The 14,177-nt window shown below is 62.3% G+C and carries 18 protein-coding genes; 9 read left to right on the top strand and 9 right to left on the bottom strand.

Annotation, left to right across the window (positions count from 1 at the left end; all coding sequences use genetic code 11):
* Window positions 1-55: 55 nt before the first annotated feature.
* From aroQ to accC, 3 genes are all read left to right on the top strand, one after another.
* On the top strand, window positions 56-508 hold the full coding sequence (gene aroQ, locus ACZ1JY_RS02520) for a type II 3-dehydroquinate dehydratase (protein WP_062347933.1): 453 nt from the start codon (window positions 56-58) through the stop codon (window positions 506-508).
* Between the two features lie 101 nt (window positions 509-609).
* Window positions 610-1,098, top strand: coding sequence for an acetyl-CoA carboxylase biotin carboxyl carrier protein (gene accB / locus ACZ1JY_RS02515; protein ID WP_465130255.1), 489 nt, complete (start codon window positions 610-612; stop codon window positions 1,096-1,098).
* Window positions 1,099-1,108: 10 nt separating this feature from the next.
* Window positions 1,109-2,455, top strand: a complete 1,347-nt coding sequence (gene accC / locus ACZ1JY_RS02510; protein WP_118073960.1) for an acetyl-CoA carboxylase biotin carboxylase subunit — start codon at window positions 1,109-1,111, stop codon at window positions 2,453-2,455.
* Between the two features lie 55 nt (window positions 2,456-2,510).
* On the opposite strand, the gene ACZ1JY_RS02505 is transcribed toward accC, so the two are convergent.
* The 3 genes from ACZ1JY_RS02505 to gshB form a co-directional block, all read right to left on the bottom strand.
* Entirely contained in the window at window positions 2,511-2,729 is a 219-nt protein-coding gene (locus ACZ1JY_RS02505) for a hypothetical protein (RefSeq protein WP_162896061.1), read from the bottom strand.
* An 80-nt stretch (window positions 2,730-2,809) separates the two neighbouring features.
* Window positions 2,810-3,412: a DedA family protein gene (locus ACZ1JY_RS02500; protein WP_465130254.1), complete on the bottom strand. Its 603-nt coding sequence runs from the start codon at window positions 3,410-3,412 to the stop codon at window positions 2,810-2,812.
* 60 nt (window positions 3,413-3,472) lie between these two features.
* On the bottom strand, window positions 3,473-4,420 hold the full coding sequence (gshB, locus tag ACZ1JY_RS02495; RefSeq protein WP_465130253.1) for a glutathione synthase: 948 nt from the start codon (window positions 4,418-4,420) through the stop codon (window positions 3,473-3,475).
* 113 nt (window positions 4,421-4,533) lie between these two features.
* On the opposite strand from gshB, the gene ACZ1JY_RS02490 reads away from it, so the two are divergent.
* Window positions 4,534-4,722, top strand: coding sequence for a hypothetical protein (locus ACZ1JY_RS02490; protein WP_118073964.1), 189 nt, complete (start codon window positions 4,534-4,536; stop codon window positions 4,720-4,722).
* A gap of 7 nt (window positions 4,723-4,729) precedes the next feature.
* Here ACZ1JY_RS02490 and ACZ1JY_RS02485 read toward each other — a convergent pair whose 3' ends face one another.
* Entirely contained in the window at window positions 4,730-5,086 is a 357-nt protein-coding gene (locus ACZ1JY_RS02485) for a YraN family protein (RefSeq protein WP_465130252.1), read from the bottom strand.
* Window positions 5,083-5,919 carry a 16S rRNA (cytidine(1402)-2'-O)-methyltransferase gene (rsmI, locus tag ACZ1JY_RS02480; RefSeq protein WP_465130251.1) on the bottom strand — a complete coding sequence of 279 codons (837 nt, stop codon included), beginning with the start codon at window positions 5,917-5,919 and terminating at the stop codon, window positions 5,083-5,085. Before rsmI ends, ACZ1JY_RS02485 begins: the two co-directional genes overlap by 4 nt.
* 50 nt (window positions 5,920-5,969) lie before the next feature.
* On the opposite strand from rsmI, the gene ACZ1JY_RS02475 reads away from it, so the two are divergent.
* Entirely contained in the window at window positions 5,970-7,136 is a 1,167-nt protein-coding gene (locus tag ACZ1JY_RS02475; protein ID WP_168903475.1) for a penicillin-binding protein activator, read from the top strand.
* 80 nt (window positions 7,137-7,216) lie between these two features.
* Complete coding sequence (gene parE / locus ACZ1JY_RS02470) at window positions 7,217-9,217, top strand: DNA topoisomerase IV subunit B (RefSeq protein WP_465130250.1); 2,001 nt, start codon at window positions 7,217-7,219, stop codon at window positions 9,215-9,217.
* A gap of 4 nt (window positions 9,218-9,221) precedes the next feature.
* On the opposite strand, the gene ACZ1JY_RS02465 is transcribed toward parE, so the two are convergent.
* Both ACZ1JY_RS02465 and ACZ1JY_RS02460 read right to left on the bottom strand, forming a co-directional pair.
* A complete protein-coding gene (locus ACZ1JY_RS02465; protein WP_465130249.1) occupies window positions 9,222-9,521 on the bottom strand; it encodes a putative quinol monooxygenase in 300 nt (99 codons plus the stop codon).
* Between the two features lie 49 nt (window positions 9,522-9,570).
* Window positions 9,571-10,350 (bottom strand): hypothetical protein, encoded by a 780-nt coding sequence (locus ACZ1JY_RS02460; protein WP_465130248.1) that lies wholly within the window; start codon window positions 10,348-10,350, stop codon window positions 9,571-9,573.
* Window positions 10,351-10,589: 239 nt separating this feature from the next.
* Between ACZ1JY_RS02460 and ACZ1JY_RS02455 the strand changes: the two genes are divergently transcribed.
* Entirely contained in the window at window positions 10,590-11,435 is an 846-nt protein-coding gene (locus tag ACZ1JY_RS02455; RefSeq protein WP_039331145.1) for an AAA family ATPase, read from the top strand.
* Window positions 11,436-11,446: 11 nt separating this feature from the next.
* Window positions 11,447-11,863 (top strand): GFA family protein, encoded by a 417-nt coding sequence (locus ACZ1JY_RS02450; RefSeq protein WP_168903273.1) that lies wholly within the window; start codon window positions 11,447-11,449, stop codon window positions 11,861-11,863.
* 30 nt (window positions 11,864-11,893) lie between these two features.
* Here the strand turns inward: ACZ1JY_RS02450 and ACZ1JY_RS02445 are convergent, their stop codons facing one another.
* A complete protein-coding gene (locus tag ACZ1JY_RS02445) occupies window positions 11,894-12,637 on the bottom strand; it encodes a glutathione S-transferase family protein (protein WP_162896062.1) in 744 nt (247 codons plus the stop codon).
* Window positions 12,638-12,729: 92 nt separating this feature from the next.
* On the opposite strand from ACZ1JY_RS02445, the gene ACZ1JY_RS02440 reads away from it, so the two are divergent.
* Entirely contained in the window at window positions 12,730-13,152 is a 423-nt protein-coding gene (locus ACZ1JY_RS02440) for a GFA family protein (protein ID WP_465130247.1), read from the top strand.
* A gap of 63 nt (window positions 13,153-13,215) precedes the next feature.
* Here the strand turns inward: ACZ1JY_RS02440 and ACZ1JY_RS02435 are convergent, their stop codons facing one another.
* Complete coding sequence (locus ACZ1JY_RS02435; RefSeq protein WP_168903270.1) at window positions 13,216-14,091, bottom strand: L,D-transpeptidase family protein; 876 nt, start codon at window positions 14,089-14,091, stop codon at window positions 13,216-13,218.
* Window positions 14,092-14,177: the final 86 nt, after the last annotated feature.

Genomic DNA, 14,177 nt, shown 5'->3' with positions numbered 1-14,177 from the left:
TTGCGACTTTGCCTGCAACGTCTATCACGGCAGGCATTCGCGATCGGGGGATCTGATGACACAAGCTTCCGGCCAAGGCACAACCGTTTACGTGCTCAACGGCCCCAATCTCAACCTGCTCGGCCTGCGCGAGCCGGAAATCTACGGTTCGCAGACGCTGGATGACATTGCGGGCATGCTGGAAGACCGTGGTCGTGACCTCGGCCTGGAGATCGACATGCGCCAGTCAAACCATGAAGGCCACCTGATTGACTGGCTGCACGAGGCCCAGGCCGAAGGCGTAAAGGCTGTGCTGCTCAATGCCGGCGCCTACACCCATACCTCCGTGGCGATCCATGATGCGATCAAGTCGATCAAGGTGCCGGTAATCGAGGTTCACTTGTCCAACCCGCACAAGCGCGAGGCATTCCGCCACCATTCCTATGTCGGCATGGCAGCGCTTGGGACTGTCTGCGGCTTCGGCGCAAACAGCTACCTTGCGGCATTGGATGCCGTTTCGCGCCTTTGAAACGGGCGTTTTTCCACTTTCACTGATCGCTGCCACTTGCCAGTCCATCGTCTTGGGGGCATGGCGCGCGGTCAGAATTCTTACCCCGCGAGGAAATTCAAATGGGTCACGAACGCGGCGACAAGGCCGAAAACATGGCGATCGACGGCAAGCTTGTGCGCGAACTGGCAGAGCTTCTTGCCGAAACCGGACTTTCTGAAATCGAAGTCGAGGATGGCGAGCGCAAGATCCGCGTCGCCCGTCAGCTGACAGCTGCGCCTGTCGCTCAGGTTGCGGTTGCGGCTCCGGCTCCGGCGGCTGCCCCTGCTGCGGCAGCGGCACCCACTGCGCCCGCCGCGGCTCCGGCAGACGACCATGCCAACGCCGTGAAGTCGCCCATGGTCGGCACCTGCTACCTCGCCGCCGAACCGGGCGCACCGAACTTCGCCTCGGTTGGCCAGACTGTGAAGGCAGGCGACACCCTGCTGATCATCGAGGCGATGAAGGTGATGAACCCGATCACTGCCCCTGCCGCTGGCGTGGTCAAGGCGATCCTGGTCGAGAACGCGCAGCCGGTCGAGTTCGACCAGCCGCTGGTCGTGATCGCGTAAAGGTCCGCTGATGGCCATCAAGCGCTTGCTCATCGCCAACCGCGGCGAAATCGCGCTGCGCATCCACCGCGCCGCGCACGAAATGGGCATAGAGACGGTGGCGGTGCACTCCACCGCCGATGCCGACGCGATGCACGTTCGCCTGGCAGACCACGCGGTGTGCATCGGTCCGCCCGCGGCCAAGGACAGCTACCTCAACGTCGCGGCGATCATTTCGGCAGCCGAAATCACCCACGCTGACGCGATCCACCCGGGCTACGGCTTCCTTTCGGAAAATGCCAAGTTCGCAGAGATCGTCGAAGCGCACGACATCACCTGGATCGGCCCCAAGCCCGAGCACATCCGCACGATGGGCGACAAGATCGAGGCCAAGCGCACTGCTGGCGCGCTCGGCCTGCCGCTCGTGCCCGGCTCGGACGGCGCGGTTTCGGATCTCGAAGAAGCCAGGGCGATTGCCGAGAAGGCCGGCTATCCGGTGATCATCAAGGCCGCTTCGGGCGGTGGCGGTCGCGGCATGAAGGTCTGCAACAGTCCGGAGCAGCTCGAAACGCTGATTCAGCAGGCCGGTAGCGAGGCCAAGGCCGCGTTTGGCGATGCCACGGTCTATATCGAGAAATACCTCGGCAATCCGCGCCACATCGAATTCCAGATCTTCGGTGATGGCAATGGCAACGCGATCCACCTTGGTGAGCGTGACTGCTCGCTGCAGCGCCGCCACCAGAAGGTGCTGGAAGAAGCGCCCTCGCCGGTCATTTCGGCCGAAGAGCGCAACCGCATGGGCGGCATCGTTGCCAAGGCGATGGCCGACATGGGCTATCGCGGCGCCGGCACGATCGAGTTCCTCTGGGAAAACGGCGAGTTCTACTTCATCGAGATGAACACCCGCCTGCAGGTGGAGCACCCGGTTACCGAAGCTATCACCGGCGTCGATCTGGTGCGCGAGCAGATCCGCATTGCCGATGGCAAGCCGCTGTCGGTCAGCCAGGACGAGATCGAGTTCAAGGGCCACGCGATCGAGTGCCGCATCAATGCGGAAGACCCGTTCACGTTCGCGCCCTCGCCCGGCTTAGTGAAGAGCTATCACGCGGCAGGCGGCATGCACGTTCGCGTCGATTCCGGGCTCTATGCCGGGTACAAGATCCCGCCCTACTATGACTCGATGATCGCCAAGCTGATCGTCTACGGCCGCACCCGTGAGGGTTGCATCATGCGCCTCAAGCGGGCGCTCGAGGAAATGGTCATCGAAGGCCCAAAGACTTCGATCCCGCTGCACCAGCGTCTTTTGAACGAGCCGGATTTCCTTTCTGGCGACTATACCATCAAATGGCTGGAAGAGTGGCTGGCGAAGGACGCCTGAGCCACCATCGGCACAAACAAAAAGCCCCCGCAGTGCGGGGGCTTTTCAGTTCTGCTCAGTCAACGACCGGCAATCGCGCGCGAATAGCCCGCCAGGCCGGCTCGGGCCGATCGTTCTTCACCAGTATCGCCTCCACCTCGTCGAACTCTTCGAGTTCGAGCGCTTCGGTCACGCTGAGCGGGAAATAGACGTTCTCGTCGTTGTCCATGCGCACGGCATAGGCACCGCGCCCTTCCTCGCTTCTGGTGACAATGCACATCGCTTTTACAGCCATTGGAATACCTTGGTTTGATAGATTGACAGCACAGACCGCACGAAGCGGAGGGCAAGGTCAAGCCGCCTCGCCGCGGTTAGTCAACCCCCACGCGGCTTCCAGGTCAGCACGCGCCACACATAGGCTATTGCCACGATAACCAGTGTCGCCGTGGCAATCGGGCCGGTGTACTTCTCGATCTCGCCAAAATTGCGGCCGAGGTAATAGCCCGCACCGCTGAGGATTGCGTTCCAGATCGCCGCGCCTGCGAAAGTGAACAGCAGGAAACGGGTATGCCCCATGCGCGTGAGGCCCGCTGGCAAGGAGATCATCGTTCGCATGAACGGCGCAAACCGGACAGCAAACACGACCCACTGGCCATGGCGCCGGAAGAACCGGACAATCGCCTCGACATCCTCCCACTCCACGGTAAGCCATCGCCCGAACCGATTCACGAACGGTTGCAACCTTTGATAGCCAAGCGATCGGCCAAGCAGGTACCAGCAGTAATTGCCCAACGTAGAGCCGACCGTTCCTGCCAGCATCAGCGGCCAGAACTCCATCCGCCCCCGCGCAACAGCAATGCCGCCCAGGCCCATAATCACTTCGGACGGTATCGGCGGAAACACGTTTTCAATGACCATCAGGAACGCGATGCCCCAATAGCCACCGCCTTCGATCAGGTGGACGATCCAGTCATTCATGAGAAGGGTAACGCCTGCAAGCGGTCAAAAGCTCCTGCACCGGAGCGCTATGCCTCCCGATTAGAGCCGCGCCTCGATCGCGTCCCAGATCATTCCCGGCGTATCGGTGCAGTTGAACTTGTCGATTGCGACTATACCGGTCGGCGATGTGACGTTGATCTCGGTCAGGTACTTGCCGCCGATCACATCGATGCCGACGAATATCAGGCCGAGACGCTTCAGTTCCGGCCCGAGTGCGGCGCAGATCTCCTGCTCTTCGGGCGTCAGTTCGGTCTTTTCGGCATAGCCGCCGACAGCAAGGTTCGAGCGGAACTCACCCTCACCCGGCTTGCGGTTGATCGCGCCGGCAATCTCGCCATCGACCAGGACGATGCGCTTGTCGCCCTTGGCAACTTCGGGAAGGAATGCCTGCACCATGTGCGGTTCGGGCCAGGTCTGGTTGAACACCTCGAACAGCGCGCCGAGGTTTTCCCCTTCAGGTCCGACGCGAAAGATCGCCTTGCCGCCATTGCCGTGGATCGGCTTCACCACGATCGCGCCGTGCTTCTTCTGGAACAGCCGCACTTCCTCGACCGAGCGGGTCACGATGGTCGGCGGCATGAAGCGTCGGTAGTCCAGCACCATGACCTTTTCAGGCGCATTCCGAACGCTGCGGGGGTTGTTGACGACCAGCGTCTCGCCCTCGATCCGCTCAAGCAGATGCGTCGCCGTGATGTAACCCATATGGAACGGCGGGTCCTGCCGCATGAGGACCACATCGATATCGCGCCCAAGATCGAGCCGCCGCAGGTCGCCGGTCTTGTAGTGGTCGCCTTCCACGCGCTGCACCGTGACCGGGCGGGCATGGGCAATCAGCCGGTCATCTTCGTCCAGCGTCAGTGAGCCAACGTCGTAATGGTAAACCTCGTGCCCGCGCTCCTGCGCCGAAAGCATCAGTGCAAAGCTGGAATCTCCAGCAATATTAATGGAGTGGAGCGGGTCCATCTGAACCGCGACGCGGAGTGTCATGCTTGCACCGATCCTCAGGGGTTTCTCTCACCAGCGCCTTAAAGCCACTTTATCGGCTGCGCGACCATTTTCACTGCGCGCCAACCGGGCGCCTCACCACTCAGGAGCCATTGATGCGCAAACTGTTCGCTGTCGCCGTTGCTGGAATCGCCGTTCTCGGCTGGTCGTCGCAAGGCATCGCCAACCCCGATCCGCACCCGACCTCGGCCCCGCATGACGATCACAAGAAAGACAAGAAAGACGAGCATCACGACGAGCACAAGGACGGCGAGCACAAGGAAGAGCACAAGCCCGCCCACTAAGCATCGGTCAGGCGCCGGGTTGCCAGGCGTTGGCAATCCGGCGCGGCCACTTTCCCGGGGCCATCAGGATCACGTCAATCCGGAGATCGTCCCCCGGCCCGGCATACTTTGCGGCGAGCACCTCCGCAGCCCTTGCCACACGGCGCAAGCGGTGAGCATCAATCGACGCGCCGAGTTGCCAGGCGTCCTTGCGCCACTTAACTTCGATGAACGCAACCGTCCGCCCCTTTCGCGCGATCAGATCCACCTCGCCTGCCTTGAGCTTCACCCGCTGCGCCAGAATACTCCAGCCGAGAAGTCGCAGCCACCACGCCGCCAGCACTTCCGCCCGTCGCCCCCGCTGCTCGGCCTCGGCCCGTTTCATTCCTTCAGTGCCATGGCCCGTGCGTAAAGCGCCTTGCGGTCCAGCCCGTGCGCCTTGGCCACTTTGCCCGCCGCCTGCGATGTCGACATCCCGGTGAGCGCTGCACGCAGCTCTGCGTCGATGACATCATCATCGGGCGCCTCGGCTTCACCGGGCGGAGCAATGAGCAGCACGATCTCACCCTTCGGCGGCTGTGCCGAATAATACGTCGCAAGTTCCGCCGCAGAGCCGGTCCGGCACTCCTCGTGCAGCTTGGTCAGCTCTCGTGCAACGGCAACTTCGCGCCTTGGCAAGCGCTCGGCGATTGCTTCTAGCGAAGCGACAAGGCGCGGCCCCGTCTCATAGAACGCCAGCGTAGCCGGAACGCCGGAAAGTTCGGTCAGGACATCGCCTCGCGCCTTCTCCTTGTTCGGCAGGAACCCCGCAAACAGGAACCGATCCGTAGGCAGCCCCGCCATCGACAATGCCGTCACGACCGCGCTCGCGCCCGGCAGCGAGGTGACAGTGACACCACGCGCCCGCGCTTCTCGCACCAGCTTGTACCCCGGATCGGAAATCAACGGCGTTCCTGCGTCCGACACCAGTGCAACCGCCTTGATTGCCATTTCCGCCAGCAGCGCTTCCCTTGCGCCATCGCTGGCATGATCGTCATAGCGCCGCATCGGCTTGTGAAGGCCAAGCAGATTCAACAATTTCCCTGTCACCCGCGTATCTTCGCAGGCTACCAGATCACAGCGCCCAAGCGTGTCTGTGGCGCGACGGGTCATGTCACCAAGATTGCCAATAGGCGTGGCAACAATATAGAGACCGGGTGCAAGAGGCGACGTATCCATGGCATTTCCATGGACCGGCGATGACAGAGCGACAAGAGGGTGTGCAGGGAATGATCGAGGGACAATCGGGCGACTGGCGCGAAACTGGCTTGCGCCGCTCCCGCAGATGGCTTGTCACCGGCACGCTGGCCCTGCTGGCAGGTTGCACTGTCATCCCCAAGGGCACCGGCCCGATTGCCGAGCCGACTGAAAAAGCGCCTGACGCAAACGTCCTGCCTACCGATGCCGGTCGCCACCGCGTCGCATTGCTGGTGCCAATGACAGGGCCCAATGCATCCGTCGGTCAATCAATAGCCAATGCCGCAACGATGGCCGTGCTCGATACAAGCGCGGCGAACCTGCGCATCACGACTTATGACACTGCAACGGGCGCTGGCAGCGCGGCGGCCCGCGCCATCGCCGATGGCAACAAGCTGATCCTCGGCCCCCTGCTGTCCGATGATGTCGTGCTGGTCTCCAATGTCGCACGCCCGGCCAAAGTCCCGATGATTACCTATTCGAACGACAGTGCCGTCGCCTCGCGCGATGTCTTCGTCATGGGGCAGGCTCCCGGCCAATCGATCACCCGCGTTCTCGGTTTCGCCAAGTCGCGTGGTATCAAATCCGTTGCCGCAATCATCCCGACCGGTGATTACGGACAGCGGGCCACCGCAGGGTTGACCGAGGCAGCGCGGGCCAACGGCGTCACCGTCACCGCCATCGAGACCTATGATCGCGGCAATACATCCGTTGCCAGCGCCGTACGCCGGGCAAAGGACAAGGGGCGTTTCGATGCTCTGCTGATCGCGGATGGTAGCCGCATCGCGCTTCAGGCAGGTCCGCTCGCCGGAAAAGGCGTCAAGCTTCTGGGCACCGAATTGTGGAGCGGTGAAGGCGCAATCGCAAAATCTGCCGCCATGCGCGGCGCGTGGTTCGCTGCCGTTTCCGACCAGCGCTTCGGCCAATTTGAAAAGAGCTATGCCACGCGGTTTGGCGCAACGCCATCGCGCCTCGCGACCCTGGGCTACGATAGTGTGTTGCTGACGCTCAACATCGCGCGGACATGGAAGCCGGGCACGACCTTCCCTACCACAAAGCTTTACGACCCGCAGGGCTTCATCGGGCTCGACGGTGTGTTCCGCTTCACCGCAAGCGGCATGGCTGAGCGGGCAATGGAAGTGCGCGAGGTCGGCGCTGGCACCTTCGCCACCGTATCACCCGCGCCGCCCAAGTTCTGAACGCCTGAAAGCGGGGGATTTCGCCGGATAAGGCGCCATCCCCGCTTGCGCAGGCAAGCGCGTGTTCTATACCCGTTCGCATGTCCGACGACCTTTTCGACAAGCTCCCCGCCACCAGCGCAGCCGAGGCTTATGACGGCTCCGCCATCGAAGTTCTCGAGGGCCTTGAACCGGTCCGCCGCCGCCCCGGCATGTACATCGGCGGCACGGACGAGCGTGCGCTGCACCACCTCGCTGCCGAAGTGCTCGACAATGCGATGGACGAGGCGGTCGCCGGCCACGCCAACCGCATCGAAGTGCAGCTGGAGGAAGGCAACCGCCTGACCATTTCGGACAATGGTCGCGGCATCCCAGTGGACGAGCATCCCAAGTATCCCGGGAAGTCCGCGCTCGAGGTGATCCTCACCACGCTGCACTCAGGCGGGAAGTTCTCCGGCAAGGCCTATGCCACCAGCGGCGGTTTGCACGGTGTCGGCGTCTCGGTGGTCAACGCGCTGTCCTCGCTCACCCGCATCGAAGTCGCGCGCAACAAGGAGCTTTACGCGCAGGAGTTCTCGCGCGGAAACCCGACGACCAAGCTGATGAAGATCGGCAATGCCCCCAACCGGCGCGGCACGCAGGTTACCTTCATCCCGGATCTTGAAATCTTTGGTGAGGACGCGAAGTTCAAGCCAGCCCGCCTGTTCCGGCTGGTCCGATCCAAGGCCTACCTGTTCGCAGGTGTAGAGATCCGCTGGAAGTGCGCCCCGTCACTCGCCAGCGAGGACGTGCCGGCCGAAGCGGTGTTCCAGTTCCCCGGCGGCCTTGCCGATCACCTCGCCGAACAGGTCTCTGGCCGTGAATGCGTCACCTCGGTGCCTTTCGCCGGGCGACAGGACTTCCCGCTCGGCCCCAACGGGGAAGAGAATGGCCGCGTCGAATGGGCCATCGCCTGGCCCCTGTGGTCTGACGGTTCATACAGCTGGTACTGCAACACCATCCCCACGCCCGATGGCGGCACCCACGAACAGGGCCTGCGCGCCGCGCTGACCAAGGGCATCCGCGCCTTTGCCGAGCTTATCGGCCAGAAAAAGGCCAAGGACATCGCGCCCGAGGACATGATCACCGGTAGCGAGATCATGCTCTCGGTCTTTATCCGCGATCCCCAGTTCCAGAGCCAGACCAAGGACCGCCTCACCAGCCCCGAGGCCGCGCGCATGGTCGAGGCCGCCGTGCGCGACCATTTCGACCATTTCCTCACCGACAATATGGAGCGCGGCAAGGCCCTGCTCGGCGCGGTGATGGAGCGCATGGACGAACGCCTGCGCCGCAAGGCGGAGCGCGAAGTGAAGCGCAAGACCGCCACCAACGCCCGCAAGTTGCGCCTTCCCGGCAAGCTCACCGATTGCTCGGGCGAAGGTGAAGGCGAGACCGAACTGTTCATCGTCGAGGGTGATTCGGCAGGCGGCAGCGCCAAGCAGGCGCGCGATCGAAAGACGCAGGCGATCCTGCCGATCCGCGGCAAGATCCTCAACGTCGCCAGCGCCACGGCTGACAAGATTCGCGCCAATCAGGAAATCGCCGACCTCGCCCTTGCGCTGGGCTGCGGCATGCGCAAGGACTGCAATCCCGATGCGCTGCGTTATGACCGCGTGATCATCATGACCGATGCCGACGTCGACGGTGCGCATATCGCCACGTTGCTGATGACGTTCTTCTTCCAGGAAATGCCCGAGCTCGTCCGCCGCGGCCACCTCTACCTCGCCCAGCCTCCGCTTTACCGGCTGACCAGCGGCAGCACCTCGGCCTACGCCAAGGACGACGCCCACCGTGCCGAGCTGGAAGCCACCAAGTTCAAGGGCAAGAAGGTTGAAGTCGCCCGCTTCAAGGGCCTCGGCGAAATGAATCCGCAGCAGCTGCGCGAAACCACCATGGCGCCCGCCACCCGCAGCCTGATCCGCATAACGCTGCCCCCAGAATACGAAGGCCGCGCGGCAGTGAAGGAACTCGTCGACCGCCTGATGGGCCGCGATCCCGCCCAGCGCTTCATGTTCATCCAGAACCGCGCGAGCGAGATCGATCCGGAATTGATTGACGCCTGAGGTGTCAGCCCATCGGTATTTCCTTAGCCTGGAACAGCTGGATCTTCGGTGGTGCGACCGCAAGAGCTGTCATCTGGCGCACGAAGGCACTTGATTCCGGCACGGCGAAATGCGCCTGGAGCGCCGCCATGTCAGCCCAGTATTCAACGAAGACGATCCGGTTCTCGTCCTCAGCATCCACATGACAGTTGTGATCCAGGCAGCCGGGCTCACTCCGTGACCTGACCGAATGCGCAATCCCAACCGCAAGCGCCTCATCAAGCCGATCGGGCAGAACAACTGCGCTGCCGGTGACAATGATCATGCGTCCCTCCCCGAAAAATGGCTTTGCGGCAGACCATTGCCTCCCAAGCTCAGCCTGCCGCTTCGACAGCTGTGTCACTCTTCTTCGCCCTGAAATCAAAGCGTATCCGCACCCATTCTCCGATCTGCGGCTTTCCGTTCACGCGCGGTGGCCGTACCAGAAACTGCCAGCTGGCCTGCCGGATGGCGCGCGCCAGGCCTGATCCCGGTGGACTTTCGCCGAGCTCCTGGCAATCTTCGACGTGGTACTTCTCGATGGTCTTGCACGCGATCATTGCCCAATCGCCCTGCATCCTGCGCTGTGGCAGATAGGGGCCAATTTCGGCATCGGTGGGTTCGCGATACCATTGTGCGGCGTAGAGCCGCACGCCGCCCGGACCTTGCCCGACGCTGGCCGAATCTCCAGGACTTCCCGCACTCGCCTGCTGCCCGCCACCGGATTCCGCCCGCTTCATGTTGCTTATGTCGGTCGAGCGATAGTCGTTGCGCGAAAGCTCGATGAATCCTTCCGGCCATTCGACCTTGCCAGGCACCGGCACGGGAGGCGGCGCGGTGACCGGCTGGCTCGCTGCGGCCTCGGCCGATTGCGCCTGTTTCTGCTGTTTCTGGTCCTGCTTCTGTGCCTTCTTTTCGTCCTGACCTTCAGCGGAAAGGTCGATCGCGGTCAGACGAGTGCCCTTGCCATCGCCAAAGCCGGTTACGGCACCCATGCGCCACATGATCAAAAACACCAGCAAGGTCGTGACGGCGGCAAACGCCATCGCTCCGGCCCGCTCCCGCGGCGATGCCTGATAGCCTTGCTTCGCCATGACATTGCGGGATGCGACCATTCCCGCCTCGCTACACGGGGGCCACTGGCACTTCAATCGCCGAGATTATTGCCCACGCAGTAGCGACAATTTGACACGCCACATACCTGACCGCCGCGTCAACTACTGTCCGCCAACCTGACTAGCGCGTCAAGTATTCATGGGATAAGTGACGCAGGCGTCAGTTCAGCAACCCCCTTGCGCCGAACGCACCACAGCCTTATCGCTTAACCGAACGATTAAGCACACAGGAACCGCCGATGCGCTTTGAAGGCACCAGCAATTACGTCGCTACCGAAGATCTCAAGGTCGCCGTCAACGCAGCCGTCCTGCTGCGCCGTCCGCTTCTGGTAAAGGGAGAGCCCGGCACCGGCAAGACCGTGCTTGCGCATGAAATCGCCAAGGCGGTGAACGCGCCGCTCATCGAATGGAACGTGAAATCCACGACCAAGGCGCAGCAAGGCCTTTACGAGTACGACGCCGTCGCCCGCCTACGCGACGGACAGCTCGGCGATGAGCGTGTCCACGACATCCGCAACTACATCAAGAAGGGCAAATTGTGGGAGGCCTTCACCAGCCCGACCCTGCCCGTGCTGCTGATCGACGAGATCGACAAGGCCGACATCGAATTCCCGAACGACCTCCTGCAGGAGCTCGATCGCATGAGCTTCGACGTATACGAGACGCAGGAGCGCATAGAAGCCCGGGAACGCCCGATCGTTGTAATCACCTCGAACAACGAGAAGGAACTCCCCGACGCCTTCCTGCGCCGTTGTTTCTTCCATTACATCAAGTTCCCCGATCGCGACACGATGCAGGCGATCATCGACGTCCACTTCCCCGGCATCCAGAAGACGCTGGTGAGCAAGGCGATGGAAGTGTTCTACGAAATCCGCGAAGTGCCTGGCCTCAAGAAGAAGCCCAGCACATCCGAACTGCTCGACTGGCTGAAGCTTCTGCTGAACGAGGACATGCCGCTGGACGTCCTCCAGAACCGCGACCCGACCAAGGCCATTCCGCCACTGCACGGCGCCCTGCTCAAGAACGAGCAGGACATCATGCTGTTCGAGCGCCTCGCATTCATGGCCCGTCGTCCGGGCAACTGAGGAAGATTGCCATGCCCCACGTCGGCGGATGCCTCTGCGGCGCAGTGCGCTATGCGATCTCCGCCGACCCGTTGGGCGCGCGCATGTGCTGGTGTCGCGATTGCCAGCGGATCGCCAGCGGATCGGCTACGGTTAACGTGCTGTTTCCGGAAGCCGCCGTGGCGATCGAAGGCGAACTCGAATCGTTCTCGATGATTGCCGACAGCGGCAACACTGTGGAACGCGGCTTTTGCAAGGCCTGTGGCGCGCAAATCTACAGTCGCACTGTTTCGCCGACCGGCCTGCCGATGCGCATCCGTGCCGGCACGCTCGACGACCCCGAACTCGCGCCGCCGACAGCAATCATCTGGGCCGACAGCGCACCGAGTTGGGCGCCAATTCCTGAAGATCTCCCGCGTCACCCGAAAGGTCCGCCGCCGGTCAGTTGAGCGTGCAGACCTTGCAGATGGCAGGGCCTTTCACTCCCGCGGGCCCAGCTTCTCCAGTTCCACCTGCGCAAACATCGCCTTTACTGCCGGCCGCTCGTTTATCTGGTCGATCCAGCGCACGAGATGAGGCGTATCCTCCTTGTTGACCAATTCCTTGAAGCCAAAAGGCATGCCGTTGGCGATGGCGAAATTGCAGATGTCGGCGAGGGTATATTGCCCCGGCACCAGCCATTCGTGATTGGCCAGATGGTCGTCCAGCTTTCGCACTGAGTAGCCGATCTTGCGCATTTCCTCGTCGAGCAGGTCCTGCGGGAAGCCTTCGCGGGCACGCCGCCACTTCACCTGTTGCTCGACCACCGGGATCGCCTTCACCTTCTCCTCGAACTCGGCGTCGCTGAGGCCCTTGACCATGTTGCCGACATAGCGGTGCCAGCCAATGGTCGAGACGCACCAGCAGAAATATTCGTCTACCCACTTCGTCCAGATCCGCATCTGCGCGCGACCAAAGCTGTCCGCCGGACGCAGTGTCACCTCGGTCGGATATTCGTCCTCGAGGTATTCACAGATGACCGTCGATTCCGTGACGACCTTGTCGCCATCCACCAGCGCTGGAACCTGACCACGCGGATTGATGGCCTTGAACCAGTCAGTGTGATGCTCGAACTTGGCGGGATCGAGCCTATGCTTCTCGACATCGAGACCCTTTTCGAACACCGTCAGCAGCGGTTTCATCGAGTTGGCAGCCGGTCCAAAACTGTAGAGCTTGAGTGTCATGGCGTTATCCTCTCCAAGTGGAAGCACCATAGACAATTGTATGTAACACTAACAATACCCAATCGCGAAAAACCAGAAGGAAGCACACCTCCATGCCCTATTCCGGTCAATGTGCTTGCGGTTGCGTCTTGATCAAGATCGCCGGGGAACCCATTGCGACGCGCCAATGCTGGTGCCGCCAGTGCCAGCAGATTGCCGCCGGAGGCCCGACCAACAACGCAATTTTCAAGGCGGAAAACGTCAGCATCACTGGAACGCTCGCCCATTGCGAATGGAAGGCAGCCAGTGGCAATACCCTGACGTTTCACTTCTGCCCCGCCTGCGGCACGCAGATCCTTGCACAAAGCTCAGCGCGCCTCCACCTCAAGACGGTGCGCCTCGGTGCCCTTGACGCGGGCCACGGCCTGCGTCCCGAAGCGATCATCTGGACCGAGGATGCGCCGCCCTGGGCCATGCTTGACCCTTCGCTCGAAAGCTGGCCGCGACAGCCCCCTGCCCCGCCGCCCGTCGGTTAAGGCATCAACGCCTTCAGGGGTTGGCATGGTCTTAGGGCAGTTCAAGGCCAACAACTGCTCAAGTCAGATCACGTTGAAGCAGTCCTGCCCCGCACGCTTCAGCAACCCGCACACCGCATGCGCGCCGGGAGCACTGGCTCGCAACCGCCAATAACGACGCTGTCCGACCACTGCCGGAACCACGGCCTTCTGGAAGCTCGCCAGTTGCGGGTACATCGCGACCGCCCCCTGCCAATGCGCATCTGCCTCGGCAGGGCTTAGCGCTGCGGCGAGCTGGATCGTCTGGACCGGTGCTGCTGCAGCCATCACTACGCTCGGGACTGCTGCGGGCTGTCCCGCCGGAGCTTGCGAATTGAGCGCCAGCGCCACCGCTCCCTCCTCCGATCGAAGGGGCGCGTTCGTGACCACCACCGTCGTCCGGTCTGCCCGCGTCAAGTCGAACAGCGCCTTGGCAAAGCTGCGTGGCAAGCGAATGCAGCCGTGCGAGGCCGGATAGCCCGGGACATGGCCGGCATGGATCGCAATGCCGCGCCAGGTCAGCCGCTGCATGTAGGGCATCGGCGCGTTGCTGTAGATGTTGGAGCGGTGAAACACCCGCTTCTGCAGAATCGGGAAAACCCCCGCCGGCGTCGAATGCCCGCGCTTGCCGGTGGAGACCGGCGAGGAACCCCAATGTTCGCCGTTCTTGAACACGTGCATCCGCTGCGACGCCTTGCTTACCACGACAAGCACGCCCGATTGCAGTACGTCCGGCACCGGCGGAGGCGATTGTGGACGGACAGGCTGCACAATTGGCTGGAAGATGGCCGGTGGCGCGATCTGCTGGATCACCGCCTCCTGCGCATCCGCCCGCGCCTCCCGGCCGAGCAACGTCAGGCCCAGACCTGCCACACCCAGCAGAAGCAAAAGGATAGCAAGCGCACTCGTGACGCGACTCATGGTAAACTGCCCTTAACCATGTTTCTTCATGACTTACCCGTTTGCCGCTTCCGCTCAACCGCCTATCGTGCAACAGCCCTTGCCGA

It is taken from the genome of Novosphingobium sp. BL-A-41-Hi4B-X5A (genome assembly GCF_055521705.1).
Note: the sequence above shows the minus strand (reverse complement) of the source record. Positions and strands in the feature narration are given on the sequence as shown.

What these genes read in the sequence shown, in the direction of transcription:
- ACZ1JY_RS02490 (WP_118073964.1), top strand. Translation starts at nt 4,534, where the DNA reads ATGCGCAAACTGTTCGCTGTCGCCGTTGCTGGAATCGCCGTTCTCGGC.
- ACZ1JY_RS02500 (WP_465130254.1), bottom strand. Translation starts at nt 3,412, where the DNA reads ATGAATGACTGGATCGTCCACCTGATCGAAGGCGGTGGCTATTGGGGC.
- gshB (WP_465130253.1), bottom strand. Translation starts at nt 4,420, where the DNA reads ATGACACTCCGCGTCGCGGTTCAGATGGACCCGCTCCACTCCATTAAT.
- accB (WP_465130255.1), top strand. Translation starts at nt 610, where the DNA reads ATGGGTCACGAACGCGGCGACAAGGCCGAAAACATGGCGATCGACGGC.
- ACZ1JY_RS02475 (WP_168903475.1), top strand. Translation starts at nt 5,970, where the DNA reads ATGATCGAGGGACAATCGGGCGACTGGCGCGAAACTGGCTTGCGCCGC.
- ACZ1JY_RS02440 (WP_465130247.1), top strand. Translation starts at nt 12,730, where the DNA reads ATGCCCTATTCCGGTCAATGTGCTTGCGGTTGCGTCTTGATCAAGATC.
- aroQ (WP_062347933.1), top strand. Translation starts at nt 56, where the DNA reads ATGACACAAGCTTCCGGCCAAGGCACAACCGTTTACGTGCTCAACGGC.
- ACZ1JY_RS02505 (WP_162896061.1), bottom strand. Translation starts at nt 2,729, where the DNA reads ATGGCTGTAAAAGCGATGTGCATTGTCACCAGAAGCGAGGAAGGGCGC.
- ACZ1JY_RS02485 (WP_465130252.1), bottom strand. Translation starts at nt 5,086, where the DNA reads ATGAAACGGGCCGAGGCCGAGCAGCGGGGGCGACGGGCGGAAGTGCTG.
- ACZ1JY_RS02450 (WP_168903273.1), top strand. Translation starts at nt 11,447, where the DNA reads ATGCCCCACGTCGGCGGATGCCTCTGCGGCGCAGTGCGCTATGCGATC.
- ACZ1JY_RS02445 (WP_162896062.1), bottom strand. Translation starts at nt 12,637, where the DNA reads ATGACACTCAAGCTCTACAGTTTTGGACCGGCTGCCAACTCGATGAAA.
- parE (WP_465130250.1), top strand. Translation starts at nt 7,217, where the DNA reads ATGTCCGACGACCTTTTCGACAAGCTCCCCGCCACCAGCGCAGCCGAG.
- ACZ1JY_RS02455 (WP_039331145.1), top strand. Translation starts at nt 10,590, where the DNA reads ATGCGCTTTGAAGGCACCAGCAATTACGTCGCTACCGAAGATCTCAAG.
- rsmI (WP_465130251.1), bottom strand. Translation starts at nt 5,919, where the DNA reads ATGGATACGTCGCCTCTTGCACCCGGTCTCTATATTGTTGCCACGCCT.
- ACZ1JY_RS02465 (WP_465130249.1), bottom strand. Translation starts at nt 9,521, where the DNA reads ATGATCATTGTCACCGGCAGCGCAGTTGTTCTGCCCGATCGGCTTGAT.
- ACZ1JY_RS02460 (WP_465130248.1), bottom strand. Translation starts at nt 10,350, where the DNA reads ATGGTCGCATCCCGCAATGTCATGGCGAAGCAAGGCTATCAGGCATCG.
- ACZ1JY_RS02435 (WP_168903270.1), bottom strand. Translation starts at nt 14,091, where the DNA reads ATGAGTCGCGTCACGAGTGCGCTTGCTATCCTTTTGCTTCTGCTGGGT.
- accC (WP_118073960.1), top strand. Translation starts at nt 1,109, where the DNA reads ATGGCCATCAAGCGCTTGCTCATCGCCAACCGCGGCGAAATCGCGCTG.